The organism is Streptomyces sp. NPDC002754, from assembly GCF_053592315.1.
In genome coordinates this window covers 20236-45589 of record NZ_JBSFVM010000003.1, presented here as the reverse complement: position 1 = coordinate 45589, position 25354 = coordinate 20236, and the positions used below count along the sequence as shown (strand labels likewise).

Below are 25354 nucleotides of genomic sequence, written 5' to 3'. Positions count from 1 at the left end.
AACGGCACGGCAGGATCACCAGGGGGTGGGCCGAATGGCCCGGCAACGATCGACGGCGCCCGGCGGCTCCGGTCACCGTGAGCAGCGCCGCGCGACGGTGGTCGACGTCGCCAAGCGCGCCGGTGTCTCCACCGCCACGGTCTCCCGCGTGATGAACCGCAACTACCCGGTGGCCGCCGCCACGCGCGAGCGCGTCGAGGCGGCGGCGCGCGAACTGGGTTACGTGGCCAACGCCCATGCCCGCGCCCTCGCCGGCAGTTCCGGGCGCACCGTCGGCATCATCGTGAGCGAACTGATCGACCCGTTCTACGCGTACATCGCACGCGGCGTCGAACGCGAGGCGACCGCGGGCAATCGACTGTGCCTTGTGTGCTGCACGCAGGGCGATCCGCAGCGCGAGCTGGCCTTCATCGAGCTGATGCACGAGCGGCGGGCGGACGCGGTGGTGCTGGTCGGCGGGAGCGTCGACGACCCCGAATATCAGGAGGAACTCTCCCGTAGGGCCCACGAGTTGGCGGCGGACGGTGCGAAGCTCGTGCTGTGCGGGCGCCCCTCGCTCGGCGCAGGGGTGCCCACCGTGGACGTGGAGTACGACAACGAGGGCGGCGCGTTCGCCATCACCGATCACCTGATCACCCAAGGGCACCGGCGGATCCTCTACCTGGGCGGCCCGCCCGCCCTGTCGACGGCGCGCGACCGGCTGGCCGGCCACCGGCGCGCGCTCGAACTGCGCGGCATCGACCGCGTCCCCGAGCTGGAGCAGCCGGGCGCCTTCGGCCGGTCCTTCGGCTACCGGCGCATGAGTGAACTGCTGCGGGACGGGCCGGAGTTCACGGCAGTCTTCGCGGCCAACGACATCGTCGCGGCGGGCGCGGCGCAGGCGCTGGAAGAGGCCGGGCTCCGCGTGCCGCAGGACGTGTCGCTCGTCGGCTACGACGACATCCCGGTCGCCCAGGAATTGCGGCCACGCCTGACGACGGTCCGCATCCCGCTGGAGGAGATGGGCCGGCAGGCCGTGCGGGTCGCCCTGAACGGCGGGGACGAGGACGACTGGCGCGCCCCCACGACCGGAGCGCTGCGCCTGGGCACGCACATCGTGGTCCGCGACTCCGTGGCACCTCCCGCGGCGGCTCCGCGCGAGCGCGGGGGCCGCCGCCGGCCCTGAGCCGCGCGGGCCGGCACACCGGGCCACCCCACCCATCTGCTCGATTCTGCTTGTTTCGGGGCCACTTGGCGTAGTAACGAGCAGTAAATCTCGCCAAGACCTTGCCTCACGGCAGCAAACGCTTACATGCTGGCGCCCAGTTCGCACGCACCCAGTTCGCACGCACCACGTCCCACTCATCCTTCCGACGTCCTTCGTCCCCTGGGGAGTCCCTGCATGCGCCCTGCCGACACGTCCCTCGACCACGCCCCCGCCGACCGCCCCGAGATGCACCCCGGGCCCGGACGGCGCACGGTGCTCACCGCGCTCGCCGGTGTCGGAGCCGCCGCCGGCCTCGGCCTCACCCTCAGCGCGGGCACCGCGCAGGCCGCCACCTCCGCGACCGTGCGGCTGACCGCCCGCCCCTCCGGCGAGGCCGAACGGCTGCGCCTCGGGCAGGCCCTGCGCGCCTCCGAGTTCCAGCCGACGGGCCGCTACGTCACCGCGGGCACCCCGCTGCGCCTGGACGTACAGCCCCACGACGGAGTACTGCCCACGATGTGGATCGGCCGGTGGGACTACTACGCCACGCTGAAGGCTCCGCGGAGCTACCCGCTCAAGGCGGGCGCCAACACGGTCACCGACCCGCACGGCGGGCCCGTCTACTTCTCCCTGGAAGGCGCCGGGGAGAGAGCCACGGCCTCGTTCAAGAGCGGCAGCGTTCCCATGCCCGTGTTCACGCTCGGGAGCACCGAGGAGGCCGACTTTCAGCGGCAGTTGGCCACCATGACCGATGCGCCGGTCGTGGAACTGCACGGCCCGCGCTCGATCGTGACGCTGACCCGTGAAGGCGCCCTCCTCTACCGCGAAGAGAACCACGCGGAGCTGCTGCGCCTCCTTGAGCAGATCATCGACGCGGAGTCCGCGATCAGCGGTCTCGACGGCTCCAAGCCCGTGCACCGGCCCAAGGCGGGCGGCTACCACTTCACCGAGGTGTCGGTGGTGCCGTCCGGCGTCGGCGCGTACGCCACCCACGGTTACAACGGCTTCCCGCGCGCCTACCTCGACCGGGCCACGACGGTGCAGGGGCTGCGCACCCGCGGCTGGGGCCTATACCACGAACTCGGCCATCTGCATCAGCAGTTCGCCTACAAGCCCGGGGCGATGACCGAGGTCACCGTCAACGTCTACTCCCTGGCCGTGCAGCGTGCCCTGGGTCAGCCCTCCAATCTGCTGACCGTCGACGCGGCGACGGGTCTTAACCCCTTCCAGTCGGCCCGCGCCAAGTTCGGCACGGACGGGCTCACGTACGAGAAGTCCTTCGGGGCCTACGAGAAGCTGGTTCCGCTGCGGCAGCTGGAGCTGGCCTTCGGCGACTCGTTCTGGCCGCGGCTGCACCGGCTGGTGCGCGAGGAGAACCCGCAGTCGGACTCCTCGGACGACGCTGGGCGCTACCGGGCCCTCGCCCTCTACGCGAGCCGCATCGCGGGGCGCGACCTCACGGACTTCTTCATCACCACCTGGGCGCTGCCGATCGACGCGCAGGGGCGCGCGGAGCTCGCCGCGCTCGGGCTCCCGAAGCCGTCCGTCGACCCGGCGACACTGACCGACTGACCCGAAGGGCGAACACCGACCATGCAGCTGAGCAGACGCCGCACCCTCGCCCTCATGGGCACGGGCGCCGTGGCGACGACGCTTCCCCTCGGTCTCGGCGCCGTGGCCGCCGCCGCGGCCGAGGACCCCTACGGGCCGCTGCTCGCGCGGGCGGCCGAGCAGCTCACCGGCGGCGACGTCGACCCGGACGACCCCGATGTCGCCGCCGCGCTGGCCGCCCTGGACAAGCAGGCCGCGGACTGGTGGCACAACGTCGACCACTCCACGGGACGCACAGCCCTGTGGTCCGATCTGGCTCCTGCCTCCGACCCGGGCATGTTCGGCCAGAGCTACACCCGGCTGCGTACGATCGCCACGGCCTGGGCGAGCCCCGGTACCTCCCTCACCGACGACACCGCCGTGCGCGACGGGATCCTCGACGCGCTGCGTTTTCTGCACACCACCGGCTACAACGACGCCCGCTCCGAATCGGGCAACTGGTGGTTCTGGGAGATCGGCGCACCGCGAGCCCTGCTCGACACATGTGTCCTGCTGCGCGCACACCTACCCGCCGACGATCTGTCCTCGTACCTCAAGACGGTCGCCACGTTCGTGCCCGACGCCGACCGGCGCACGAACTCCCCGACGCTGGCGGAGACGGGCGCCAACCGCGCGGACAAGGCCGTCATCGTCGCCCTGCGCGGACTGCTCGCCGGCGACCCGGATGCCGTCGCGCTGGCCCGCGACGGGCTCTCGGACGTGCGCGACGACGGCAAGAACAGCCTGTTCCAGTACGTCACCTCGGGCGACGGCTTCTACGAGGACGGCTCGTTCGTCCAGCACTCCTCGGTCGCCTACACCGGCACCTACGGCGGCGTCCTGCTCGGCAGCGCGGGACAGCTGATCGCGCTGCTCGCCGGCTCGCAGTGGTCCGTCACCGACCCGGCCGTGAAGGTGCTGTACGAGGCGGTCGAGCGGTCCTTCGTGCCCGTGCTCTTCGACGGCGTGATGATGGACGCGCTGCGCGGCCGCGCCATCTCGCGCGAACGGGCCCGCGACCACACCGACGGGGCGGCCACCGCCTCGTTCATCCTCCAACTGGCCGATGGCGCACCGCAGTCGTACGCGGACCGCTGGCGCTCGACCGTCAAGGGCTGGATCCTGCGCAACCGGGACACCCCGTACCTGCATCTCGTCGACGTGCCCGCCCTGGCCCGCGCGAAGGCCCTCCTCGCCGACACGGCGGTACGCCCCGCGGAGCGGCTCACCGGCCACTACGTGTTCGCCGACATGGACCGTGTGGTGCACCGGCGGCCCGGCTGGTCGTGCGCCCTGTCCCTGTCCTCCAAGCGCATCGCGGCGTACGAGGCGGGCAACGGCGAGAACCTGCACGGCTGGTACACCGGCGACGGCATGACGTACCTGTACGACGGCGACGACCTCGACGCCTTCGGTGACGACTTCTGGCCGACGGTGAACCCCTACCGGCTGCCGGGCACCACCGTGGACACCCGCAGACGGGCCGACCTCGGCACCGCGCCCGGGACCGGCACCTTCCGCCCGAAGAACGCGGTCGCGGGCGGCGCGGTGCTCGACTTCCGGTACGGGGCGGCGGCGATGGAGCTGATCGCCGACGGGTCGACGCTGCGCGCCAAGAAGGCGTGGTTCTTCCTCGACAACGCGGTCCTCGCGCTGGGTTCCGGCATCACCGCGAGCGACGGCCGCACCGTCGAGACCGTCGTGGAGAACCGGAACCTGCACGCCGACGGCGCTCCCCTGCTCACCGTCGACAACCGCCCGCGGCCCAGCGAACCGGGCTGGTCGGCACGGCTCATCGACGCACGCTGGGCACACCTGGAGGGCACGGGCGGCTACGTCTTTCCGGCCGGCGGCCCCCTGCGCGCACTGCGCGAGGAACGCACCGGCGCCTGGCGCTCCCTCAACACCGGCACGGACACCGGCGGTTCCACCACCCCGGTCACCCGGCGCTACGCCACCCTCTGGTTCGATCACGGCCCCTCCCCCGAATCCGCTTCCTACGCCTACGTCCTGCTGCCGGGCGCGACGGCCGCCGCCACCGCCGCCTGGTCCCGCTCCACACCCGCGCGCGTCCTCGCGAACAGCACGACCGTCCAGGCCGTCGCATCACCCCGGGTCGGGCTGCTCGCCGCGCATTTCTGGGCGGCGGGATCCGTCGACGGGCTGCGCTCGGACGGCCCGGGCACCGTGCTCGTCCGTCGCCGGGACGACGGCACCACCGTCGCCGTGTCCGACCCCGGACGCACCGGGACCACCCTGTCCGTCGAACTCCCCTTCGCCGTACGGCGCGTGGTCCGCGCCGACGACACGGTCTCGGTCACACTGGGCCGCCGCCCGGTGGTCACGGTCCGCGTCGCGGGCTCGCACGGCCATACGCACACCGCCGACCTCGCGTAGAGCAGCCCACCGCCCAGCCCGACCCGACCGAGGAGCCGTCGAGCCACCATGCCCGCCCCGTACCTCTCCCTGCCGCCGACCGACCGCGTCCGCTCCCCGCTGACGGGGTGGACCCGGGCCCACTGGGAGGCCCTCGCCGACCGCCAGTTGGCGGCGCTGGTCCCCTACGCGACACCGGGATTCGCGCAGTACCGGCTCCCGGGGCGGGGCAGCTGGTCAGGGGTGGTGCTGGACGGGCTCGAAGGCTTCGCTCGGACATTTCTGCTGGCCTCATTCCGGATCGCGGGCGCGGGCAAGGACACGGCGGGGTCGGGGAACGGGACCGAGGACCCGGCCATCTCCTACCTGATGGAAAGGTATACGCAGGGTCTGACAACGGGCACGGACCGTGACCATGCGGAGGCCTGGCCCGAACTCACGGACTGCTCCCAGCAGATGGTGGAGGCGGCCTCGATCGCGATCGGCCTGCACGAGACCCGCCCCTGGATCTGGGACCGGCTCGACGGCCGGGTCCAGGAACAGGTGGTCGACTGGCTCTCGGGATTCGTGGGCGCCCGCACGTGGGACAACAACTGGCGCCTGTTCCAGGTGGTGGCGGAGCAGTTCCTCGCCTCGGTCGGCGCTCCGTACCGCCAGAGCGACATCGACGGCGGACTCGACCGGATCGAGGACTGGTACGTCGGCGACGGCTGGTACAGCGACGGCGACGGCCGCAATTTCGACTACTACAACGGCTGGGCCCTGCACCTCTACCCGCTGTTGTGGGCCAGGATCGCGGGCGCGGACGTCGACGGCGGCCGCGCGAGGACCTATCGGGAACGGCTCTCGCTGTTCCTGGAGACGTACCCGCAGTTCTTCGGCGCGGACGGCGCGCCCGTGCACCAGGGGCGGTCCCTGACGTACCGCATGGCGACGGCCGCGCCCGTGTGGCTGGGGGCACTGGCCGACTGCACCCCCCTGGCGCCCGGCCTGACGCGCCGTCTGGCCTCGGGCACGGCAAGGCACTTCGCCGAGCGCGGCGTACCGGACGAGCGGGGACTCCAGCCGCTGGGCTGGTACGACACACACCTGCCGACCACGCAGCCGTACTCAGGGCCTGCCTCACCGTACTGGTCGAGCAAGGGCTTCCTGGGGCTCCTCCTGCCCGCCGAGCACCCGGTGTGGACCGACCCTGAGCTCCCCCTGCCCGTGGAGCGGGAGACGCAGTACACCGCACTGCCCGCGCCGGGCTGGCTGCTGCACGGCACTCCGCACGACGGCATCGTCCGCCTGGTCAACCACGGCAGTGACCACAACCCGCTCGAAGGGCCGGCCGACGACGACCCGCACTACGCCAAGCTCGCCCACTCCACCGCGACCGCCCCCGAGGCCGCCCCGCACGCCTGGTCCCGCACCGTCGACAACCACATAGCGCTGCTCGCCCCCGGCGGCACGCCGTCGCGCCGCCGCCGCATCCACCCCCTCACCTGCGAGGGCCGCCGGGCGTCATCCCGCCACCATGCCCAACTCCCCGACAGTGACACCGAGTTCCCGATCGAGTCGACGAGTGTCCTGCACGGCCCGTGGGAACTGCGCGTGCACCGGGTGCAGGCCCCGGCGGACGTCACCGTCCGCGAGGGCGGGCACGCGGTCGCCGACACCGTGCGGCCGCACACCGACCAGGGCCCCGGCTGGTCCCTGGCACGTACGGAAGCGGGGCTGACGAGCGCGGTGGTCGCCCTGCACGGCTGGGACACGGAGGCCGGGGTCGCCCGCGAGGTGGAGGCGAACGCCTTCGGCCCCCACTCGGCGACCCCGTATCTTCGCTCCCTCGCTCACCCCGGCGGCGCCACCGTCCACGTAACCCTGGTGGTTCTCACCCGCGACGCGGTGCACCCGCGGGCGCTGCGGGAGGCGATCACGTGCGCCGTGGACGCGGCGGGCGGGGTCGCCGTCACGTTCCCGGACGGTGAGGTGGTGAAGGTGTCACCTCACTCGAGCCAGCGGGCGGCGGCCTCGTAGGTGGTGTCCGGGGAGCTGTTGAACGCGATGGCCGCGGCGGGCGCGTACTCTCGCACCAAGTTGACGATCTGCTCGAGGAGTTCGGTCTCGTCGTCCGAGTGCCGTAGTCCACCGCCAAGAGTGACGCACTCCCACGCACGGGCACGCAGCGCACTCCCGACGACGGCTGCCACGTCGTCAGTACCGTCAAGGCCGATCAGGCACGTCTCCACTCCCACGCCGTGTTCGGCGAACTTGACGAGTCCCGCCTCGATGGCCCGTACGACCGGTTCGGGATCCCACGGGCCTGGCACTCGACGTGGATCGAGCCCGATGACCAGAACGCGTGGTGTGGCGGCGGGGTCCATGTCCTGACGGTACGCGCAGGCGACCTGACCACACCAGGTACACCACGCACACCATGACGGCCGACTCCGTCACCCGCGCGCGAGCAGCCCCTCGATCGCCTTGTCGATCCGGGAGGGCTGCACTTCGCTGCCGAACGGCACCAGCGCGTGGCTGCGCGCAAGGTAGAGCAGCAGGGCCTGGTGCCCGATACGGATGTGGAGCGCACGTCCCGCGTCACGGGCCCGCAGCACCACACCGGGTGGGCCGTCGGGGTCGACGACAGGGCGCACCGTCACGTCACCGATGCCCGCCCCGCCGGACAGGCCGTCGGACAGCAAGTCCCTGGAAACCACCCAGTGTTGGTCCCGGAGCCCGACCATCGACACGGTCAACTCGACAACCAGCGGATCATCCACGCAGTAGAGAAGCGTGACGTCGCACGGCCCCCGCACCGCATCGTCCGCCGCGTCCAACTCGGCCGCGTCGACGACGAACCCCCGTACATCTGCCTCGAGTCGCCGCTCGCTCCCGCTGTCAGGACCCACCCCGACCATCCCCTTCCCCTAAGACGCGCCGCCCCCGGCCGACAGGTGTGGATGGCACGACATGTCACGGAACGGCGCTCGAACAAAGCTAGATCTGGAGTCAGAAGTGCCGTTGGCATAGTCCCCGATGAACATCATTCCCACGCATCCTGTTCGACTGTTCGCACACCAGAGCCAATGTCCTCGTAGGATGCCGGGGTGCCGAAGCCGATGAACCGCCGTGTGCTGATCGCCGCGTGGGCGGTGTTGTGCCTGGGCGGGCTCGCCGCCACCTTCGCGCTGAACGCCCCCTCGGCTCCGGAGCGGCAGGCCGAGAAGCCCACGCACGCCGATTGCGACGCCCGCATCGCGAAGCTCGACAAGTGGATGGCCGCGCGCGAGAAGAAGGAAAAGGAGAGCGGAGTCTTCGCGCTCACGAGCGTTCAGGTCGACCCCGAAGACGTGTGCCACGACGCGATCGCCGACCACTTGGACGACCGTCGATGAGCCCATGACCCTGACCGCGGCAACGGATATTACGCCGAGCTTCACCGGTTCGTATGGACCTGCGCGCATCCCGCCGCACACTGCGCGCGCTCGCGGGCCGCACCACCGGGGCCGATACGCCGGTGTGCCTGGTGGAGCTGTCCGCGCTGCGCGACCCCGGCCTGCCGCCGCACTCCCTCGCCGCCTGCCTCGACCTTCCCGAGCAGGCAGCGGGGCGTCCCCAACTGGATGTGGTGCTCGACCACTTGCGGGAGAGGCCCGCACTCGTCGTCCTGGACACCTGCGAGCACCTGGTGGACGCCTGCGCCGAGCTCGTGGACGTGCTGTTGCTCGAGACCGACGGCGTGCGCGTCCTGGCCACCAGCCGGCAGCCGCTGGATGTGCCGGGCGAACACACCTTCCCGCTGTCGCCGCTCGGCGTGTCGGACGCCGGCGGCGAGGCGGTCTGCCTCTTCGAGCAGCGGGCTGCGGCGGTCGTCCCCGGCTTCGAGGTCACCGACGCCGGCCGGGTAGCCGTGGTGCGGCTGTGCCGCCGCCTGGACGGCACGCCGCTCGCCATCGAGCTGGCCACCGTCCGGCTGCGAGCCGTGCCGCTGAACCAGCTCATCGACCGCCTGGAGGACCGCTTCCGGCTCCTGACCGGCGGCCGCCGCACCTCGCTGCCGCGCCACCAGACCCTGCGTACGACCATCGACTGGAGCCACGACCTGTGCGACGCCCGTGAGCAGCGGCTGTGGGCGCGGCTCTCCGTCTTCGGTGACGTCTTCGACCTCGCGACCACCGAAGAGGTGTGCGGTTTCGGTGAGTTGGGCTCGGACGAGGTGCTGGAGGTGCTCATCGACCTCGTCGACAAGTCGATGGCGCAGCGAGTGGACGAGTTCGGCCCCGGCACCGGTGCCGACGGCGCCACCCGCTACCGGATGCTGTACACCCTGCGCGAGTACGGGGCGGAGAAGCTGGCCACCTCCGGCGAGGAGAGCGCCGCGCGTGACCGGCATCTGGCCCGGTACGTAAAGGCGGCGGACGAGTTCGACCGGCATTTCAACTCGGCATCGGCATCGGCTCCCGCAACCGCATCGCGGTGAAACTCGCGACGGCAGGCACCGGGGGGTGAGGACCGCGCGGCGCTCCTCCAACGCGGACACCGACGCCCCGCCGGTTCAGAAGCCCGGCTCCGACGGCAGGCCGTCCGCGGTCCGCGCCGTGCCTCCCGGTCCCACTGCCAGGTCGTCCGCCGCTTCGGTCAGGGCGCGCAGGCCCTCGACGAGACCGGCGCGGACCCCGACGGGGAGGGTGCCGACGAGTGCGGCGACCTCCTGGTGGCGGTGGTCCAGCACCTGACGTACCAGGGAGGCACCTGAAGGCGTGAGCCGGAGGACGACCTCTCTGCGGTTGGCCGGGTTGGCCTTGCGGTCGACCAGGCCGCCGGCCTCCAGCTTGTCCACCATGCGCAGGGCCGTCGAGGGATTCACCCCCAACGTGGCCGCCAGCACCGCGAGTTTGACCGGCCCGCAGCGGTCGAGCACCACCAGCGTCCGCAGCTGCGGCAGCGTCAGCGTGGCGTCGACGGAGGCGAGAGCACGGGCCGACAGGGCGACGAGGAGCCGCGAGGCGGCCATCACGGTCTCGGTGACCTCCTTGGTCTCCTCGTCCACGCGCTGTGGGACCGCTCCGTCGACGTGCTCCGTCTCGTCGTCACGCCTGGTCAGACCGTCCACCGCTGCCACTCTCTCCACATCACCCATGTTCACCATTGCAGTCTGCAATGTTACTCTCGGCGTAGCTCGTCCCGCATCGGCATGGCGGGGCCGGTTCGAGGAAGTGATGACCGTGAGCAGTGAACTCGTACATCGAGGATATTCGTTCGTCTGCCTGAGCTGTGGTCATGGATGGGAGGCCGAGTTCGCCATTCGGCTTGCCACGGACGACTACGGGAGGCTGCACGCCACGTACTACGTCGATGAGCGTCGCGTACCGTCGCCGCTCAGCGATGCGCGCTGCCCGGCCTGCGAGAGCCACCACGTGCGCATCCTGCGCCCCGGGCGGGTGGACTCCGCCCGTGTGCGACGCGAGGACTGACTGACCTCCTCGCCCGCGCACACCCGAAAGCTCTCGACCTTCCGCTCCTCCCCAGGGCAATGACGCCCACCCCTGCCCCCGCCCGGCCACGAGCCGACGGGCCGCTCCCGCGCGCCCGCACGGCGGCAGGTCCCTGCCCGCTCACGCACCATGAAAACGGAGGCTCCGTGGCCACGCCCACAGCCGCCGCAGCTCCCCATGAGCCTGCCGCCGCACAACCGACTCCCCACGCCCACTCCAAGATTCCGCACTTGGGTGACTTCCACGTCATGCCGAGGGTGGCGGTGATCGCCGCGTTGGCCGTGCCCGTCGGGGCCGTGGCGGCGCTCGTCGCGGTCGGCCTGCTCAAGCTGATCGCCCTCTTCACCAACCTCTGCTTCCACGGCCGCTTCTCCTTCGGTGACACCACACCCGCCACCACCACGCACTGGTGGCTGATCCTGTTCATGCCCGTCATCGGCGGGCTCGCCATCGGCGTGATGGCGCGCTACGGATCGGAGAAGATCCGCGGGCACGGGATGCCGGAGGCCATCGAGTCGATCCTCGTCGGCGGCAGCAGGGTCCAGCCCCGGATCGCCTTCCTGAAGCCGGTTTCGTCAGCGGTGTCCATCGGGACGGGCGGCCCGTTCGGCGCCGAGGGCCCCATCATCATGACCGGTGGCGCGGTCGGCTCGATCCTCGCCCAGTTCCTGCGGGTGACCACCGACGAACGCAAGACCCTGCTGGTGGCGGGATCCGCCGCGGGCATGGCCGCCACGTTCAACGCCCCGTTCGCCGCGATCCTGCTCGGCGTCGAACTCCTGCTGTTCGAGTGGCGCCCGCGCTCCTACATACCGGTCGCGGTCGGCGCCGTGACCGCGACGCTCGTGCGCGGCCCGATCCTCGGCACCGCTCCACTCTTCGCGGGGGCCCATGTCCCCGACCGGCTGCCGCTGTCCGCGTACGGGCTGTGCGTCGTCGCCGGAATCGGCGCGGGTCTCCTCGCCCTGGTCGCCACCTGGCTCGTCTACTTCTCCGAGGACATGTTTGCCCGGATCCCGCTGCACTGGATGTGGTGGCCGGCCATCGGAGGCGCCGTCATCGGCCTCGGCGGTCTGGTCGAGCCGCGCGCTCTGGGCGTCGGCTACGACGTGATCGACCAGCTCCTGACCGGCCGCGCGACCGTCGGCCTGATCATCGGCATCCTCGTGGTCAAGACCCTGATCTGGGGGCTTTCGCTCGGCTCGGGCACGTCAGGTGGCGTCCTGGCCCCCATGTTCATGATCGGAGGGGCGCTCGGGGCCGCGGAGGGACTCGTCTTCCCCGCCGTCAGCCCCGGTTTCTGGGCCCTGGTGTCCCTCGCCGGTGTGCTCGGCGGCGTCATGCGCTCCCCGCTCACCGGCATCGTCTTCTGCCTCGAACTGACCCATGAGGTCAACGCGCTCGTCCCCATGGTGATCACCGCGTCCTCGGCGTATCTGCTCTCCGTGATCATCCTCAAGAGATCCGTGCTCACCGAGAAGATCGCGCGCCGCGGACTGCACCTCACCCGCGAGTACTCCGTCGACCCGCTCGAGGTCCACCTCGTGCGCCAGCTCGACACCCCGCCGTCCGTCCTCACCCTGCACGCCGACGCGAGCGTCGACACGACCGCGGCCCGGCTTCGTACGCTGCGCGACGAGTGCGACGTGTCGGGCGTGGCCGCGCAGCGCCTCTTCCCCGTTCTCGACGGCAGCGGCACACTGTCCGGCGTCGTCACCTCGGACCAGGTACTACGCGTCTCCCCCGACGACACCCGCCCCTTGCACGCGCTCGCCGTGCCGCCTGTCATCGCCCACCCCGACGAGACCCTGCGTACGGTCGCCAACCGGATGGCCGCCCACCACATCACCCGCGTCCTCGTCACACCACGCGAAGAACCGGACCGCGTGGCAGGCATCCTGAGCCTGAGTCAGCTACTGGAGGCCCGCCGCATCGACCTCCACGAGGAGCAACACGCGGAGCGCACATTCCTGCGAGGGCGTACGCAGCTCCAGGCCGCGGACTAAACCGCACGAACGCAAGCGCCGCCGGGGCCCAGGAGGGGGGCGGAAGGTCCCCGGCGGCGGCCACCTTGCGGAAGGAACGTTTCCACACTGGGTGGCCGGAGTGGCGCAAGCGCGCCGTTCGGGCCAAAGAGTCCGGATCGTCCTCCGATCCGCGACTTCGGCCGTGGCCCTGGTTATGTGTTCGGATCGGGCCGATATCCTGTGGGGATGGCGGAGAGAACCGGCGGTGAGCCGCAGATCGATGGACGCTCCACCCGCTGGGACGGGCACAAGGCACAGCGTCAGGTCGAGTTGGTGGACGCGGCGGTCGCGCTCATCGAGGACGAGGGCGCGCACTTCCGGATGCAGCGCCTGGCGGAGCGCGTGGGCCTGCCCCGGTCCGTGCTGTACCGGCACTTCAAGGACCGTGCTTCGTTCGACGAGTTGATCCGCCGGCGGGTCGTGGAGTCGTTCGTGAAGCGGATGGAACCCACGCTCAGCTTCGAAGGCACCGTCGAGGAGTCCGTGCACCGCGTGGTGGGCGCGCATCTGGACTGGGTGACCCAACATCCGCGCCTGTACGCCTACATGGGTGTCCCCGAGCACGCGATGGGTGACGGCTCGCTGGTGGCGGACACGAAGACGGCCATCGCGCTGATGCTCAGCGAGCGGTTCGGTGACGTACTGGCGGCTCTTGGGCTGAAGGGCGCACCGATCCGTTCGGTGGCGGTCGGCATCGTGGGGTTCGTGGACACCGCGGTCAACCAGTGGATGCGCGATCCCGAACGCGAGCTGTCCGAGGACGAGTTGCGCGCCATGCTGTGCCGCTCGGTCTGGGCGGTACTGGAGGCGGCACTGCGGGACTTCGGCGTGGAGCTGACGCCGCAGCAACGCGTGGCGGACGTGGAGGGGGCCTGACGGCGCTGCCGGTCGTGTTGCGACCGGCAGCACTGTTCGTCAGCCCGTCATGGCCGGAGTGGCCTGCGCCGCCTGCCGCAGGGACTCGATGTCCGTGAGTTTGACACGGGGGCGGTCCTGGGACCTGCCCGCCGACCGTTCCGCGCGGTCGATCGCCTGCCATGCCTCCAGGCCCAGGGCGTCGGGCGCAGCCGTGGCCGCGGGCTCCGGCTGCGGGAGGCGGCCCGCGGCGAAGTCGTCGAGGAGGGACTCGACCGTTTCGTGGGCGCAGGTCTTGTTGGTGCCGATGAACCCGGTCGGGCCGCGCTTGATCCAGCCCGCGACGTAGACACCGGGCTCGACGCGGCCGGCCCCGTGCGGGACGGTCGCGCTGGCCTCATCGAAGGGCAGGCCGGCGACGGGCCGGGCGCGGTAGCCGACGGAGCGCAGCACGAGCCCGGTCTCCAGGGTCTCGGTGGCGCCGGTGGGCCGGGCCCGCACGGTGCCGTCCTCGTCGGTGTGCAGGCTGGTCGGAGCGACCTCCAGGGCGCGTACGCGGTCCTCGCCGATGAGCCGGGCCGGTCCCGCGAGGAAGCGCAGCACGATCCGGCGGCGGCCCTCGACGGGTGTGCGGGCGGCCAGTTCGGCCAGCAGCCGCGTCTTGTCGTTGGTGTCATGAGCGAGGCCCTCGGGCCAGCCCTCGATGCTCACGTCCACGTCCTTGAGGGCGGAGAGCGCGAGGAGTTCGGGCACGGTGAACGCGGCCTGTGCGGGTCCCCGGCGGCCGAGGAGGACGACCTCGCGCACCTTGCTCGTACGCAGCGCGGCGAGCGCGCGGTCGGAGATGTCGGTGCGGGCCAGTGCGTCGGGGTCGGCGGTGAGGATGCGGGCGACGTCGAGGGCGACGTTGCCGTTGCCGATGACGACGGCGCGTTCGGTGTCGAGGCGGTGGTCGTCGTGCGCGCGGTCGGGGTGGCCGTTGTACCAGGCGACGAAGTCCGTTGCCGAGACACTTCCGGGCAGATCCTCGCCCTCGATGCCGAGGCGTTTGTCGGTCGAGGCGCCGACAGCGTAGATCACCGCGTGGTGCTCGCGCAGCAGGTCGGCGTGGGTGAGGTCGGTGCCGACCTCGACGCCGAGGCGGTAGCTGAAGCCGGGCTGCGACTCGATGGTGCGGAACAGCTCGGTGACCTGCTTGGTGTCCTGGTGGTCGGGTGCGACACCGGCCCGCGCGAGACCGTACGGGGTGGGGAGCCGGTCGTGGACGGTGACGCGGACGCCGGGGTGGCGCAGCAACTCGTCGGCGGCGAAGAGCCCGGCGGGGCCGGCGCCGACGACGGCGACGGACAACTCGCCCGCAGGGAGTGTGCGTTGCTTTGGGACGACGTACATCGGCGCACGGTCGTCGTGCGGATTGTCCTTGTAGTAGGAGGCGTTCAGCTCCAGGAACGGCAACTCCGCCTCGCTGAGGGCGGTGTGCGGCTTGAGCGCGTCGACCGGGCAGGCCGACGTGCAGGCGCCGCAGTCCACGCAGGTTTGCGGATCGACGTACAGCATCTCGGCGGTGGCGAATCCAGGCTCGCCGGGCGCGGGGTGGATGCAGTTGACCGGACAAGCCAGCACGCAGGAGGCGTCGGCGCAGCAGGATCGGGTGACGGCGTACGGCACGGCGGGCTGGTCTCCGTTCGGGCGTTCAGCAGAAGTTGGGACGTTCAGCAGAAGGCGGAGCTGGACTGAGAGGCAATCAGCCGATGAGCGGTGCGGGGCTGCGAGGCGGTCAGTCGGTGAGCGGTGCGGGCTCGCCGCGGAAGCGTGCCGGGCGGCCGTCGATGTGCAGCGCCCTCCACAGCGGGCGGGACACCTTGTTCATCAGGCCGATGTCCCGGGCGAGCATCCGCACGTCGGAGAAGAGCTCCTGGAGCATCTTCTGGCCGGCCTCGGACTTCCAGAAGACTTCCTTGATCACCCAGTCCGGGATGCCGACCAGATCGGCGGACTTCTTGTCCGGGATCATGATGACGTCGCACAGGATCCGCATGATCAGCGGGAAGAGGACGGACAGGGCGGCACGGCGGGCCTTGCCGTAGCGCGGGACGCGCAGCCGCAGGAACTCGTGGGCGAAGGAGATGTGCCGGGCTTCCTCGGCGATGTGGATCTGCATGATCCGCTGCGGCAGTGGGTGCACCGGCTCCCCGCTGCGCAGAGCCCCCTTCTGCAGGTGGTCGATGGGCTCCTCACCGGCGAGGATGCCGGTGAAGAACGCCTCGGGGTAGAGGGAGCCGAACAGCGGTAGCACCCGGCTGAGTTGACGGAACCAGCGCTTGCCGCCCGCGGTGTCCACGCCGGTGCGGTTGACCAGCTCCTGGAACATCTGCGTGTGGTGGGTCTCTTCGGTGATCTCGTGGGTGAGGTACCTGAACTCGAGGTTCTGGTTGCCCAGTTGGTAGATGTAGTCGAGTGCCCCGCGCATCAGGAGGTTCTCGAACTGCATCCCCACCTTGGCGATCACCGCCCAGCGCCAGATCCCGATCCGGATCTGCGTCTCCAACGGCTGCTTCTGGTACCAGGGGTGGGCGCCCAGGGCGTCCGCGGAGGTGAGCACCCAGCGGGTGTCGCTGGTGTCCACGGCGAACTCGGGGTCGTCCCACTTGATGTCGATGAAGGCGTTGAAGTTGACGTTGACGGAGCCCTCGGACAGGGTCCGCAGGCGCTCGTCGTAGACCTTCCTGGACAGGTTCGGGGTCATCTTCGTCCTCGATTGTCGGTGGTAGGGGTGGAGCGAGCCGTCAGGCGGCGCGAGTCGGTTCCTTGACATCGGCGGGCCGGCCGGCCTTGTCGAAGCGCAGCGGGCTGTCGTCGATGGGGGCCTTCTGAAGCATGGCGCGGTCGCGGTAGAAGTTGTTCCACAGCCGCCACGGGTCGCGGGTGCCCTGGCGCGGCATGACCTTGTCGGCGCGGGCGATGTAGCCGGAGGTCAGCGCCTCGCCCATGACGGAGAACTCGGAGCGGTCGGCGTCGGAGGCCACCGGGGTGGCGATGTCGTGTCCATGCCGCCGCATGTGTGCCAGCAGGCGGGCGGTGTAGTCGGCCGCCAGGTCCGCCTTCAGGGTCCAGGAGGCGTTGGTGTAGCCGATGACGAGGGACATGTTGGGCACGCCCTCGAGCAGGACGGCCTTGTAGAGGACACGGTTCGTGACGTCCACCGGCTCGCCGTCGACGGTCACGTCCATGCCGCCCATGAGGCGGACGCTCAGGCCCGTCGCGGTGACGACGATGTCGGCCTTGAGCTCCTCGCCCGACTTCAGACGGATGCCGTCGGCGGTGAACGTGTCGATGTGGTCGGTGGCGATGGCCGCCTTGCCGCGCTTGAGCACCTTGAACAGATCGCCGCCGGGGACGACGCAGAGGCGCTGGTCCCAGGGCTTGTAGTTCGGGCTGAAGTGCCGCATGTCGACGCCCTTGCCGGCCTGCGCCCGTACGAGGCCGAGCAGCGCCTTGCGGGCGAGGCGGGGGTACTTGCGGCAGAAGGCGTAACTCCCGCGCTGCAGCGCGATGTTGCGGGCCCGGACGACCTTGTGGGTCAGCCGGGCGGGAGCGCGCAGCTTCCTCATGACGGAGGTGAGCGGGTCGACCTCCGGCAGGGCCAGGACGTACGTGGGTGAACGCTGCAGCATGGTGACGCTCGCGGCCTTGTCGGCCATCGCGGGCAGCAGGGTGATGGCGGTGGCGCCGGAGCCGATGACGACGATGCGCTTGCCCTCGTAGTCGAGGTCGTCGGGCCACTGCTGGGGGTGCACGAGCGTGCCCTGGTAGTCGACCTCGCCCGGGAACTCGGGGCGGTAGGGCTTGTCGTAGTCGTAATAGCCGGTCGCGCCGACGACGTAGCCGGCACTGTACGACTCGTGCTCGCCGGTGCCCTCGTCCTCGACCTCGACGGTCCAACGCCCGCTCTCGTGCGAGAAGTCGGCGCTTATGGCGCGGCGGCCGAAACGGGTGCGCTCCAGGATGCCGGCGTCGGACGCGGCGTCCTCCACGTACTGGCGGATCCGCGCGCCGTCGGCGAGGATGCGCGCGTCGGTCCAGGGCCGGAATCCGAAGCCGAAGGTGGGCATGTCGGAGTCGGACCGGATGCCGGGGTAGCGGAAGAGGTCCCAGGTGCCGCCCACGCGGGCACGGCGCTCGAGTACGACGAGCGAGGCCCTGGGGTTGTCGCGCAGGACATGGCGCGCGGCGCTGATGCCGGATATTCCGGCACCGATGACCAGGACGTCGACGTGCTGCTGCTCCATCGCGGAGGGTCCTCGCTCTCGCTCGTGAGCCCCTGAGAGAGACAGGGACGGAGGGTTCGACGCCACTCGGGGCGTCGGCGGTACTCAGACACGTGGTTCTCATCTGCGCGGTACCCGCAATTTACCTGCGACACGCTGTTTCAGATACCGTTGGTAACGTGACGTGGGTCACACCCCGGGACGCGCGTGGCGCGGCCGAACGCCCATAGGCGGCACAGAAGTTGGGCCGTAGGAGACGCTGTCACTGGTGGGGGCCCTGTTCCGTCCCATACAGCCGCTCCGTGTCGGCCGCGCCCAGCATTCGCCACGGCTCCGCCGCCGGCTGGTCCGTGTGCTGCTCGACCGTGGCGCGCAGCGCATGCCCTCCATTCCCACCGACCCCAACAGGCCCCGCACCTTCATCCATTGACGAATCCCCTCCCCCAAGACAAAGATCGTCAGGCATCACGTCGACAACGTTGTCTAACGAGAGGGCCGCGATGAGAGCGTCGCCATCACCGAACCCGCAGAACGCACGCAGACCGCTGAGGTCGCTCAACCCACTGCGGTCGCTGAGCCGCACCTTCACCGCCGCGTTCATAGTCACCACGGTGGCCGCCGCGTCCCTCACCCCCGGCGTCGCGAGTGCCAAGGAGGCGGGGCCCGGCTTCGCCTCCGACCCGACCGGCCTGGTCGACACGTCGATCGGCAACAACGGCGACGGAACCACCTTCCCCGGTGCGACCACGCCCTTCGGCATGGTCCAGCTGAGCCCCGACACACAGCTGAACAAGTACGCCTCGTACGACTACGCGCAGGACAAGATCCTCGGCTTCAGCCACACGCACCTCTCGGGTGTCGGCTGCCAGACCATGGGCAACATCCGGTTCATGCCGACCACCGGCGACGTCACGTCGTCCGATCCGGCGCAGTACGGCGCGAAGTTCAGCCATGACAACGAGACCCGCTCGCCGGGCTACTACGGCGTGAAGTTCGACAACGGCATCAAAGCCGAGCTGTCGGCGACCAAGCGGACCGGCCAGCACCGCTACACCTTCCCCAGCGGTTCGGGCGCGGAGAACGTCCTCATCGAGGCCGGGGAGAGCAACGGCAGCACGTACGCCGGAGACATCAAGGTCGTCGGTGACAACACCGTCGAAGGCTGGGTCCAGGGCGGCAACTTCTGCGGGGAGACCGGCAAGGAGCGCTACCGGGTCTACTTCAGCGCCAAGTTCAACCGGTCGTTCTCCACGTTCGGCACGTGGAGCGACGGCACCCTCACCCCGAACCAGCGTGCGGCCTCGCGGGGCGACAAGCGCGCGGGTGCCTGGCTGTCGTTCGACCCGTCGAAGGGCGACAAGGTCGGCGCTTCGGTGGGCATGTCGTACACCTCGGTCGACGGCGCGCGCCTCAACCGCGGGGCCGAGCAGCCGAGTTCCTTCGACCGGGCCCGCTCCGCAGCGCACGACGACTGGCAGAGCGAGCTGAACCGGATGCGCGTCGCCGGTGGTTCCACCGCCGACCAGCGCACGTACTACAGCGCGCTGTACCGTTCGCTGCTGCACCCGTCGATCGGATCCGACGTCGACAACCGCTATCGCGGCCTCGACGACAAGGTGCATCGCTCGGCGTCCACGTACTACCAGATGTTCTCGCTGTGGGACACGTACCGCTCGCAGAACCAACTGATCGCGCTGCTGCACCCGGACAAGGCCGCCGACATGGCCAAGTCCCTGCTGCGCATCTACAAGGACGCCGGCTGGCTGCCACGCTGGAGCCTCGGCAACGGTGAGACGAACGTGATGAGCGGCGACCCCGTCACTCCGTTCATCGTCGACCTCTACAACCGCGGACTGCTCGACCACCGCACTTCGCGCGAGCTCTTCGACGCGCTCTGGAAGAACGTCAACGAGGTCCCCGCCGACCAGTCCACCTTCCGTGGCCGCGACGGCAACCCGACGTACGTCAAGAACGGCTTCGTCGGCTACCAGGACCTGCCCGGCTACAAGTTCGGCGACACCCGCCAGGCGGGCTCCGCCACGCTCGAGTACGCGCTCGGCGACTGCGCCCTGTCCACGATGGCGGACGGTCTCGGCCACAAGGACAAGGCCGCGACGCTCGCCTCGCGCTGCGACAACTTCACCAAGCTGTGGGACTCCGACGTCACTTCGCAGGGCTTCACCGGGTTCCCCGTGACGAGGAACGCGGACGGCAGCGCCGCCGGTGACACCGACCCGACCAAGTCCGGCGCCTTCCACGAGGGCACGGCCTGGCAGTACCAGTGGCTCGCGCAGCAGAACCCGCAGGCCCTGTACGGCCTGATGGGCGGCAAGAAGGCCGCCGAGCAGCGGCTCGACAAGTTCTTCGACATGCCGACCGTGCTCAGCGACCCGGCGAAGGCCGCCAAGGACTCCTGGGTGACGGGCGCGTACGACTACCACAACAACTTCGCGTTCAACCCGAACAACGAGCCCGACTTCCACGCCCCGTGGATGTACGCGTGGACCGACACCCCGTGGAAGACCTCCTCGGTGCTGCGGGCCATGCGGACGCTGTTCACCGACGACCCGTACGGCATGCCCGGCAACGACGACCTCGGCGCCACGTCGTCGCTGCTCGTCTTCGCCATGGCCGGCGTCTTCGAGGTCCAGCCCGGCTCGGCGAAGTACGTCCTGTCGGCCCCGATGTTCGACAAGGTCGAGATCCGTCCGGCGCACGGCCGCAAGATCAGCATCTCGGCACCGGGCGCGGACGCGTCGAAGCTGCAGTACGTCTCGTCCGTGACCACGGGCAAGGGCACCCCGCTGCGCCAGAGCTGGCTCTCCCACAAGGACCTGCTCGGCGCCGGCACGATCGGCGTCAAGCTCTCGGACAAGCCGACGACGTGGGGCACGAACGCGGCGCCCCCCGCGATGGCCGGGAAGTGAGGCGGTGGGGCGCGGCTCCTCGTTCACGGGGCCGCGCCCCACTTCTACGGGGGCGCGCGTCTTACCGGAGCCGCGTCTCCTCGGCGTACGCGACGCCGGGCCCTCGATGCGGCCATCGCGAAATGCGCTTGTGCGGGGCCTCTTCCGGATGATGCGGTGACACGGTGATCAATCGCGATGAGGCAGCCGACAGGTCGGCCACGGTCCGGCCGTTGACGCTTGCGTGGGTGCGGCGGTTCCTTGACGCGGGTGAACGGATCGTCCGTGTCGAAGCGTTGCACGGTGGTGTCACCGCCGAGATGCGGAGGCTGACCGTCGCCGCGCACGGTGGCGGCACCCGTGATCTCGTGCTGCGCAGTTACGTGGACCCGTTCTTCGTGGACCGTGCCGAGGAGGCGCTGGACAGGGAGGCCGGTGCGCTGGCCGTGCTCGCGGGGGCGACCGACGTACCGGCGCCCGAGCTGATCGGCGCTGATCCGACCGCGGCGCACTGCGAGTACCCCTCGCTCCTGATGACACATCTGCCGGGCCGTGCGCTGCTCGGCGACGCAGGGCTGGGCGAACGGGTCCGGCTGCTCGCGCGCCAACTCGTGGCGATTCACGCGGTGTGTCCCGGCGAACGGCCCCCGAAGTACGAGGCGTTGACCACCGCCGACACCGTCGTGGTCCCTGAGAGCGCCGACTCCGTCGCATGGGCCGCGGCGATCGACCTCATCCGGGAGCCCGCGCCGCCCTACGAAGGGCGCTTCCTGCACCGGGACTTCCACCTCGCCAACGTACTGTTCGACACACCTCTGACCCGGATCACCGGCGTCGTCGACTGGGCCGGCACCTCATGGGGTCCGACGGACCTCGACGTGGCGCACTGCTGCACCAACCTCGCGTTGCTGCACAGCCCGCAGTGGGGGCAGCGGTTCGCCGACGCGTACGAGGAGGCCGGTGGAGTGCTCGCGCCCGATGCGGGTGAGCGGCTGTACTGGCGGGTGCGGGACGCCCTCGCGTTCTCCGAAGAGGTGCACGTGGTGGCGCGGCCGTGGCGGGAGGCGGGCCGGACGGAGCTGACCACGCGGGTCGTGGAGAGGCGCCTCGACGCGTACGTCACGGGGCTGATGTCAGCGTCATCACCGGGCTGATGCCGTGTCAGTAGCGACGCCCCGGCCAGTGCGGGTGCGTCCAGCGTGACCGTGGAGCCAGGCCGACAGCTCGGCGCGCATCCGGCCCTCGTCGTTCTCGTACCAGTTGACGTACCAGGGGAGTTGGTCGCCCAACAGCGCGTACTCCCACTCCTCCGCGGACTCCGCGAGCCGTTGGTCGCTGAGGGGGCCGGTCTGCCGCTCCCACTCGGCGAGCCGGGGGGCGACCGTGCCGGACGTCTCGGCGCACATCGCCAGAACCTGGTGCGCCGGGACGGCCGCGTCCGGGTCCGTGAGGCTCTGCACCCACCAGGCGTGCAGGAACTCACTCACCACGTCGGCCTGTTCGGCGGGCCACCGCCACCAGCGGCCGCGGGCGAAGGAAGCCCCCGCCTCTTCGAGCCCGAACAGCGGATCGACGCGACCGGCCACCAGGGCAGGGGCGAACTGCGGCAGGATGCGGCCCAGCACCGACCCGCGATCCGTCCAGTCGATGGCCTGCCACGTGCGGCTCAGGAGGTCCGGATCCAGCTCTACGTCAGGGCGTCTTGAGCAGGGACGGCTCCTCCGCACTCCCCCAGTGACACTCGCAGTTGGACTCGTCCGGGTGTGCGGTCATTCCGTGGAAGACCGTCGCGAGTTCGGCCAGGACGGCCTCCGCCGTCCGAAGATCCCGACCTTACTGGGTGGGGCGGGACCGCACCAGCGGGATTCGGGCGTCCTCCGAGGCCACGAGGGGCAGCGACGACAATCCGCGTACGAGGCGGGTGCGTCGCCACACCAACTCGTCTGCCGGTACCGCCAGCTGCAGCACCGAGAACCGCGCCAGCACCGCTCGCAGCACGATCTCCATCTCGGCCTTGGCCAGGGGTGCGCCGACGCAGCGGTGGATGCCGTGGCCGAAGGCGAGGTGGGCTGCGGCGTCGCGGTCCAGGTCGAGTTCGTCCGGCTCCGGGAAGCGTGCCGGGTCCCGGTTCGCCGCTCCGAGAGCCACCGACACCGGGACACCGGCGGGGATGTCGGTCCCGCCGAGTGTGACGGTCTCCGTGGTGAAGCGGAAGGTGGACGTGCTCACCGCACAGTCGAAGCGGAGGAGTTCGTCCAGGGTGGCGGGGATCTCGTTCGGATTGCGGCGGAGGCGGTCCAGTTGGTTCGGGTGCTGGAGCAGCGCCAGGAGGGCGTTGCCGAGGGCGTTGGTGGTGGTTTCGTGTCCTGCCACGAGCAACAGGACCGCCAGGGAGACGAGTTCGTGTTCATCCAGGTGGTTCTCGCCGTCGCGGGCAGCGATGAGCCGGTCCAGGAGGGAGCTTCCGGCGTCCAGGCGTTTGGCGGCGATCAGGTCCGCCATGTACTGCGCCATCGCGCGTGAGGCCGTGTCGATGACATCGGGCTCCCCCGCCGCGAAGAGCTCCGCCGACCAGCGCTGCACGTCGGGCCGGTCGGTCGGCGGGACTCCGAGCAGTTCGCAGATCACGGTGACCGGGAGCGGCACCGCCAGGCCTGCCACGAAGTCGAACGGTTCACCGGCGTGCCACTGGTCCAACAGCTCCTCCGTGACGCGGGCGATGAACGGTCGCAGCTGCGCGACGGCCCCCGTCGTGAACGCCTTCGTCACCAGTCGCCGAAGCCGGGTGTGCCGTGGCGGGTCGCTGGCGAGCATGGTGTGCGCGACCGCGGGGTGCAGTCGTCGCCGCGATTCCTTGCCCGCGAAGAAGGCGGCCGTGTCCTTCGAGAGCCGGGCGTCGTGGAGGGCCTCCCTGGCTTCCTGGTAGCCGGTGACCACGTAGTTGGTGCGGCCTCCGGTGCCTGCGGGTACGGGTTGCACCGGGCAGGTGGCCCGCATGGCCGCGTAGGCCGGATAGGGGTCCCGGAGGAAACGGGGGTCCTGGGTCGGGTCGGTCATGACCTCAGGATCCAACGGCGTGGCGGTGTCCGCGTAGCTTTCGTGCCATCCGCGTCGCCTTGGACTCGCCGGTCGTTGCCTAGGCTCACCGGTCGTTGCCTAGGATCTCCGGTTATGGACATCGCAGCAATACTCATTCTCCTGGTCGGCGTGCTCATCGCGGTCGGCACCATCGAGCGCAAGGTCGACCGCGCCGACCGCAGGACCGCCCGCGTCGAGCGGAAGCTGGACCTGGTCATCGAGCACCTGGGCATCGAGGCCGGCGCGGCAGGACCGCCGCTCGACCGCGTGCGGGAGCTGCTGCGGGACGGCAAGAAGATCCCGGCCGTCAAGGCCTACCGCGAGGCGACCGGCGCGGGGCTCGTGGAGGCCAAGCAGGAGGTCGAACGCATCGAGTCGACCATGCGCTGACACGAAAGCGGAGCGCACGAACGCGGAGCGCACGGGCGCGCTTCCGGGCCGCTGACGTCAGCCGGCCACGTCGATCCGGCTGACATGATCCTCGCCGTTCGGCCCGGCGGCCGACTTGTCCAGGACGTAGGCGGTGTTCGCGTCGCTCATGTGGACGTGGTTGGGCAGGGCGTTGGTGTTGATCGTCTCCTTGACGGCCCCGGAACGTGTGTCGACGACGGACACACTGTCGTCGAGCCGGTTGACGACCAGCACACATGCGGAACGCCCCACGACAGCAAGGGACTTGGCCCCCACGCCGGTGGCTGTCGACCTGACGACCGCGCCCTTGCGCAGGTCCACGACCGACACACCGCCCGCACCCTGGTCGGCGGTGTACGCGGTGCGACCGTCCGCGGACAGGGCTATGGACAAGGGGCCGTCTCCTGTGGGGAGGAGGCGTGGCTCGGAGGAGCCGGGGGTGATCTGGATGATGCGGTCGTGCGTGAAGTCGGTGGCGTGGACCGCTCCGGTACGTTCGTTCACCGCGAGGCCCGCCGGGCCCGACCCCTCGACGGTGACGCGCCGGGTCTCCTTGTACGTACGGGTGTTGAAGGCGACGACGGAACCGGTGCCGAACGCCGTGGCCCAGACGGTGTCCCGCTTCTCGTCGACGACGATCTCGCGGGCGTGCGCGACGCCGGGCACGGTCGCGAGGTGGCGGCCCGTTCTCTGGCTGTATACAGCGACGCTGTCGTTGCGGGTGTTCGTGACCCACACCGTGTTGTGCTCGTCGTCCACGTCGATGCCGTAGGCGGCTTCGACAGTGCCATCGGTGTCGTCGAGGGACATCGGGTGGGTCGCCTCCACCTCCAGCGTGCCGGGGTCGAGACGCACCAACCGCGAGTCCGTGACCGGCGCCGGCGGCTGACCCACCGAACTGGTCGCCCACAGCACGTCGTTCCTCTCGGAGTACGCGGACTGGTAGAGGCCGGGGGCGAGCGGCGCGGACCTGAGCGTCGATTCGGCCGCGGCGGCGGACTCCGTCAGCGTGAAAGCGGTGCAGGCCGCGAGGGCGGCAGCGGTCGCCGTAGTGCGGTGGACACGTCTGTTGAACGAGGACATGGGTGAGGTCTCCCTGCCGATTCAATGAGTAAATATTAGGCAAGGCTAACCTAATATAATTACAATGCCCCGGATGCCCGTCCGGGCCCCAGAA

General features: G+C 70.4%; 22 protein-coding genes. 12 read left to right on the top strand and 10 right to left on the bottom strand.

Annotation, left to right across the window (positions count from 1 at the left end):
* Window positions 1–34: 34 nt before the first annotated feature.
* From ACWD2L_RS10010 to ACWD2L_RS09995, 4 genes are all read left to right on the top strand, one after another.
* Window positions 35–1165: a LacI family DNA-binding transcriptional regulator gene (locus tag ACWD2L_RS10010; RefSeq protein WP_451188300.1), complete on the top strand. Its 1131-nt coding sequence runs from the start codon at window positions 35–37 to the stop codon at window positions 1163–1165.
* Between the two features lie 216 nt (window positions 1166–1381).
* Window positions 1382–2758, top strand: coding sequence for a M60 family metallopeptidase (locus ACWD2L_RS10005; RefSeq protein WP_451188297.1), 1377 nt, complete (start codon window positions 1382–1384; stop codon window positions 2756–2758).
* Between the two features lie 21 nt (window positions 2759–2779).
* Window positions 2780–5173: a polysaccharide lyase 8 family protein gene (locus tag ACWD2L_RS10000; RefSeq protein ID WP_451188294.1), complete on the top strand. Its 2394-nt coding sequence runs from the start codon at window positions 2780–2782 to the stop codon at window positions 5171–5173.
* Window positions 5174–5221: 48 nt separating this feature from the next.
* Window positions 5222–7174 (top strand): DUF2264 domain-containing protein, encoded by a 1953-nt coding sequence (locus ACWD2L_RS09995; protein ID WP_451188291.1) that lies wholly within the window; start codon window positions 5222–5224, stop codon window positions 7172–7174.
* Here the strand turns inward: ACWD2L_RS09995 and ACWD2L_RS09990 are convergent.
* Window positions 7144–7521 carry a hypothetical protein gene (locus ACWD2L_RS09990; protein ID WP_451188288.1) on the bottom strand — a complete coding sequence of 126 codons (378 nt, stop codon included), beginning with the start codon at window positions 7519–7521 and terminating at the stop codon, window positions 7144–7146. The two genes, ACWD2L_RS09995 and ACWD2L_RS09990, sit on opposite strands and share 31 nt — an antisense overlap.
* Before the next feature lie 69 nt (window positions 7522–7590).
* On the bottom strand, window positions 7591–8046 hold the full coding sequence (locus ACWD2L_RS09985; protein WP_451188285.1) for an SsgA family sporulation/cell division regulator: 456 nt from the start codon (window positions 8044–8046) through the stop codon (window positions 7591–7593).
* 198 nt (window positions 8047–8244) lie between these two features.
* Here ACWD2L_RS09985 and ACWD2L_RS09980 point away from each other — a divergent pair, with 198 nt between their 5' ends.
* Window positions 8245–8532 (top strand): hypothetical protein, encoded by a 288-nt coding sequence (locus ACWD2L_RS09980; RefSeq protein ID WP_451188283.1) that lies wholly within the window; start codon window positions 8245–8247, stop codon window positions 8530–8532.
* Between the two features lie 53 nt (window positions 8533–8585).
* The gene (locus tag ACWD2L_RS09975; RefSeq protein ID WP_451188280.1) at window positions 8586–9617 is read left to right on the top strand and encodes an ATP-binding protein; all 1032 of its coding nucleotides are present in this window, start codon (window positions 8586–8588) and stop codon (window positions 9615–9617) included.
* A 75-nt stretch (window positions 9618–9692) separates the two neighbouring features.
* On the opposite strand, the gene ACWD2L_RS09970 is transcribed toward ACWD2L_RS09975, so the two are convergent.
* Window positions 9693–10151 carry a MarR family winged helix-turn-helix transcriptional regulator gene (locus ACWD2L_RS09970; protein WP_451189366.1) on the bottom strand — a complete coding sequence of 153 codons (459 nt, stop codon included), beginning with the start codon at window positions 10149–10151 and terminating at the stop codon, window positions 9693–9695.
* Window positions 10152–10356: 205 nt separating this feature from the next.
* Here ACWD2L_RS09970 and ACWD2L_RS09965 point away from each other — a divergent pair, with 205 nt between their 5' ends.
* From ACWD2L_RS09965 to ACWD2L_RS09955, 3 genes are all read left to right on the top strand, one after another.
* Window positions 10357–10611, top strand: coding sequence for a hypothetical protein (locus ACWD2L_RS09965; RefSeq protein ID WP_451188278.1), 255 nt, complete (start codon window positions 10357–10359; stop codon window positions 10609–10611).
* Window positions 10612–10778: 167 nt separating this feature from the next.
* Window positions 10779–12638, top strand: coding sequence for a chloride channel protein (locus ACWD2L_RS09960; protein WP_451188275.1), 1860 nt, complete (start codon window positions 10779–10781; stop codon window positions 12636–12638).
* Window positions 12639–12845: 207 nt separating this feature from the next.
* Window positions 12846–13535, top strand: a complete 690-nt coding sequence (locus ACWD2L_RS09955) for a TetR/AcrR family transcriptional regulator (protein ID WP_451188272.1) — start codon at window positions 12846–12848, stop codon at window positions 13533–13535.
* Between the two features lie 39 nt (window positions 13536–13574).
* On the opposite strand, the gene ACWD2L_RS09950 is transcribed toward ACWD2L_RS09955, so the two are convergent.
* The 4 genes from ACWD2L_RS09950 to ACWD2L_RS09935 form a co-directional block, all read right to left on the bottom strand.
* Window positions 13575–15182 carry an FAD-dependent oxidoreductase gene (locus ACWD2L_RS09950; RefSeq protein ID WP_451188269.1) on the bottom strand — a complete coding sequence of 536 codons (1608 nt, stop codon included), beginning with the start codon at window positions 15180–15182 and terminating at the stop codon, window positions 13575–13577.
* 109 nt (window positions 15183–15291) lie between these two features.
* Window positions 15292–16260 (bottom strand): AurF N-oxygenase family protein, encoded by a 969-nt coding sequence (locus tag ACWD2L_RS09945; RefSeq protein WP_451188266.1) that lies wholly within the window; start codon window positions 16258–16260, stop codon window positions 15292–15294.
* Between the two features lie 40 nt (window positions 16261–16300).
* Window positions 16301–17803, bottom strand: coding sequence for a flavin-containing monooxygenase (locus tag ACWD2L_RS09940; protein WP_451188263.1), 1503 nt, complete (start codon window positions 17801–17803; stop codon window positions 16301–16303).
* 241 nt (window positions 17804–18044) lie between these two features.
* Window positions 18045–18383, bottom strand: a complete 339-nt coding sequence (locus tag ACWD2L_RS09935) for a hypothetical protein (RefSeq protein WP_451188261.1) — start codon at window positions 18381–18383, stop codon at window positions 18045–18047.
* Between the two features lie 10 nt (window positions 18384–18393).
* Here ACWD2L_RS09935 and ACWD2L_RS09930 point away from each other — a divergent pair, with 10 nt between their 5' ends.
* A complete protein-coding gene (locus tag ACWD2L_RS09930; RefSeq protein WP_451188258.1) occupies window positions 18394–20709 on the top strand; it encodes a GH92 family glycosyl hydrolase in 2316 nt (771 codons plus the stop codon).
* A 227-nt stretch (window positions 20710–20936) separates the two neighbouring features.
* Window positions 20937–21842 carry a phosphotransferase family protein gene (locus tag ACWD2L_RS09925; protein WP_451188255.1) on the top strand — a complete coding sequence of 302 codons (906 nt, stop codon included), beginning with the start codon at window positions 20937–20939 and terminating at the stop codon, window positions 21840–21842.
* On the opposite strand, the gene ACWD2L_RS09920 is transcribed toward ACWD2L_RS09925, so the two are convergent.
* A complete protein-coding gene (locus tag ACWD2L_RS09920) occupies window positions 21831–22313 on the bottom strand; it encodes a hypothetical protein (RefSeq protein WP_451188252.1) in 483 nt (160 codons plus the stop codon). The genes ACWD2L_RS09925 and ACWD2L_RS09920 overlap by 12 nt on opposite strands.
* 208 nt (window positions 22314–22521) lie before the next feature.
* Entirely contained in the window at window positions 22522–23745 is a 1224-nt protein-coding gene (locus ACWD2L_RS09915) for a cytochrome P450 family protein (protein WP_451188249.1), read from the bottom strand.
* Between the two features lie 114 nt (window positions 23746–23859).
* On the opposite strand from ACWD2L_RS09915, the gene ACWD2L_RS09910 reads away from it, so the two are divergent.
* Complete coding sequence (locus ACWD2L_RS09910) at window positions 23860–24156, top strand: hypothetical protein (RefSeq protein WP_451188246.1); 297 nt, start codon at window positions 23860–23862, stop codon at window positions 24154–24156.
* 57 nt (window positions 24157–24213) lie between these two features.
* Here the strand turns inward: ACWD2L_RS09910 and ACWD2L_RS09905 are convergent, their stop codons facing one another.
* A complete protein-coding gene (locus tag ACWD2L_RS09905; RefSeq protein WP_451188243.1) occupies window positions 24214–25260 on the bottom strand; it encodes a YncE family protein in 1047 nt (348 codons plus the stop codon).
* Window positions 25261–25354: the final 94 nt, after the last annotated feature.

What these genes read in the sequence shown, in the direction of transcription:
- ACWD2L_RS09990 (WP_451188288.1), bottom strand. Translation starts at nt 7,521, where the DNA reads ATGGACCCCGCCGCCACACCACGCGTTCTGGTCATCGGGCTCGATCCA.
- ACWD2L_RS09905 (WP_451188243.1), bottom strand. Translation starts at nt 25,260, where the DNA reads ATGTCCTCGTTCAACAGACGTGTCCACCGCACTACGGCGACCGCTGCC.
- ACWD2L_RS09945 (WP_451188266.1), bottom strand. Translation starts at nt 16,260, where the DNA reads ATGACCCCGAACCTGTCCAGGAAGGTCTACGACGAGCGCCTGCGGACC.
- ACWD2L_RS09935 (WP_451188261.1), bottom strand. Translation starts at nt 18,383, where the DNA reads ATGAACGCGGCGGTGAAGGTGCGGCTCAGCGACCGCAGTGGGTTGAGC.
- ACWD2L_RS10000 (WP_451188294.1), top strand. Translation starts at nt 2,780, where the DNA reads ATGCAGCTGAGCAGACGCCGCACCCTCGCCCTCATGGGCACGGGCGCC.
- ACWD2L_RS09970 (WP_451189366.1), bottom strand. Translation starts at nt 10,151, where the DNA reads ATGGCCGCCTCGCGGCTCCTCGTCGCCCTGTCGGCCCGTGCTCTCGCC.
- ACWD2L_RS09975 (WP_451188280.1), top strand. Translation starts at nt 8,586, where the DNA reads ATGGACCTGCGCGCATCCCGCCGCACACTGCGCGCGCTCGCGGGCCGC.
- ACWD2L_RS10005 (WP_451188297.1), top strand. Translation starts at nt 1,382, where the DNA reads ATGCGCCCTGCCGACACGTCCCTCGACCACGCCCCCGCCGACCGCCCC.
- ACWD2L_RS09965 (WP_451188278.1), top strand. Translation starts at nt 10,357, where the DNA reads ATGACCGTGAGCAGTGAACTCGTACATCGAGGATATTCGTTCGTCTGC.
- ACWD2L_RS09955 (WP_451188272.1), top strand. Translation starts at nt 12,846, where the DNA reads ATGGCGGAGAGAACCGGCGGTGAGCCGCAGATCGATGGACGCTCCACC.
- ACWD2L_RS09940 (WP_451188263.1), bottom strand. Translation starts at nt 17,803, where the DNA reads ATGGAGCAGCAGCACGTCGACGTCCTGGTCATCGGTGCCGGAATATCC.
- ACWD2L_RS09995 (WP_451188291.1), top strand. Translation starts at nt 5,222, where the DNA reads ATGCCCGCCCCGTACCTCTCCCTGCCGCCGACCGACCGCGTCCGCTCC.
- ACWD2L_RS09910 (WP_451188246.1), top strand. Translation starts at nt 23,860, where the DNA reads ATGGACATCGCAGCAATACTCATTCTCCTGGTCGGCGTGCTCATCGCG.
- ACWD2L_RS09915 (WP_451188249.1), bottom strand. Translation starts at nt 23,745, where the DNA reads ATGACCGACCCGACCCAGGACCCCCGTTTCCTCCGGGACCCCTATCCG.
- ACWD2L_RS10010 (WP_451188300.1), top strand. Translation starts at nt 35, where the DNA reads ATGGCCCGGCAACGATCGACGGCGCCCGGCGGCTCCGGTCACCGTGAG.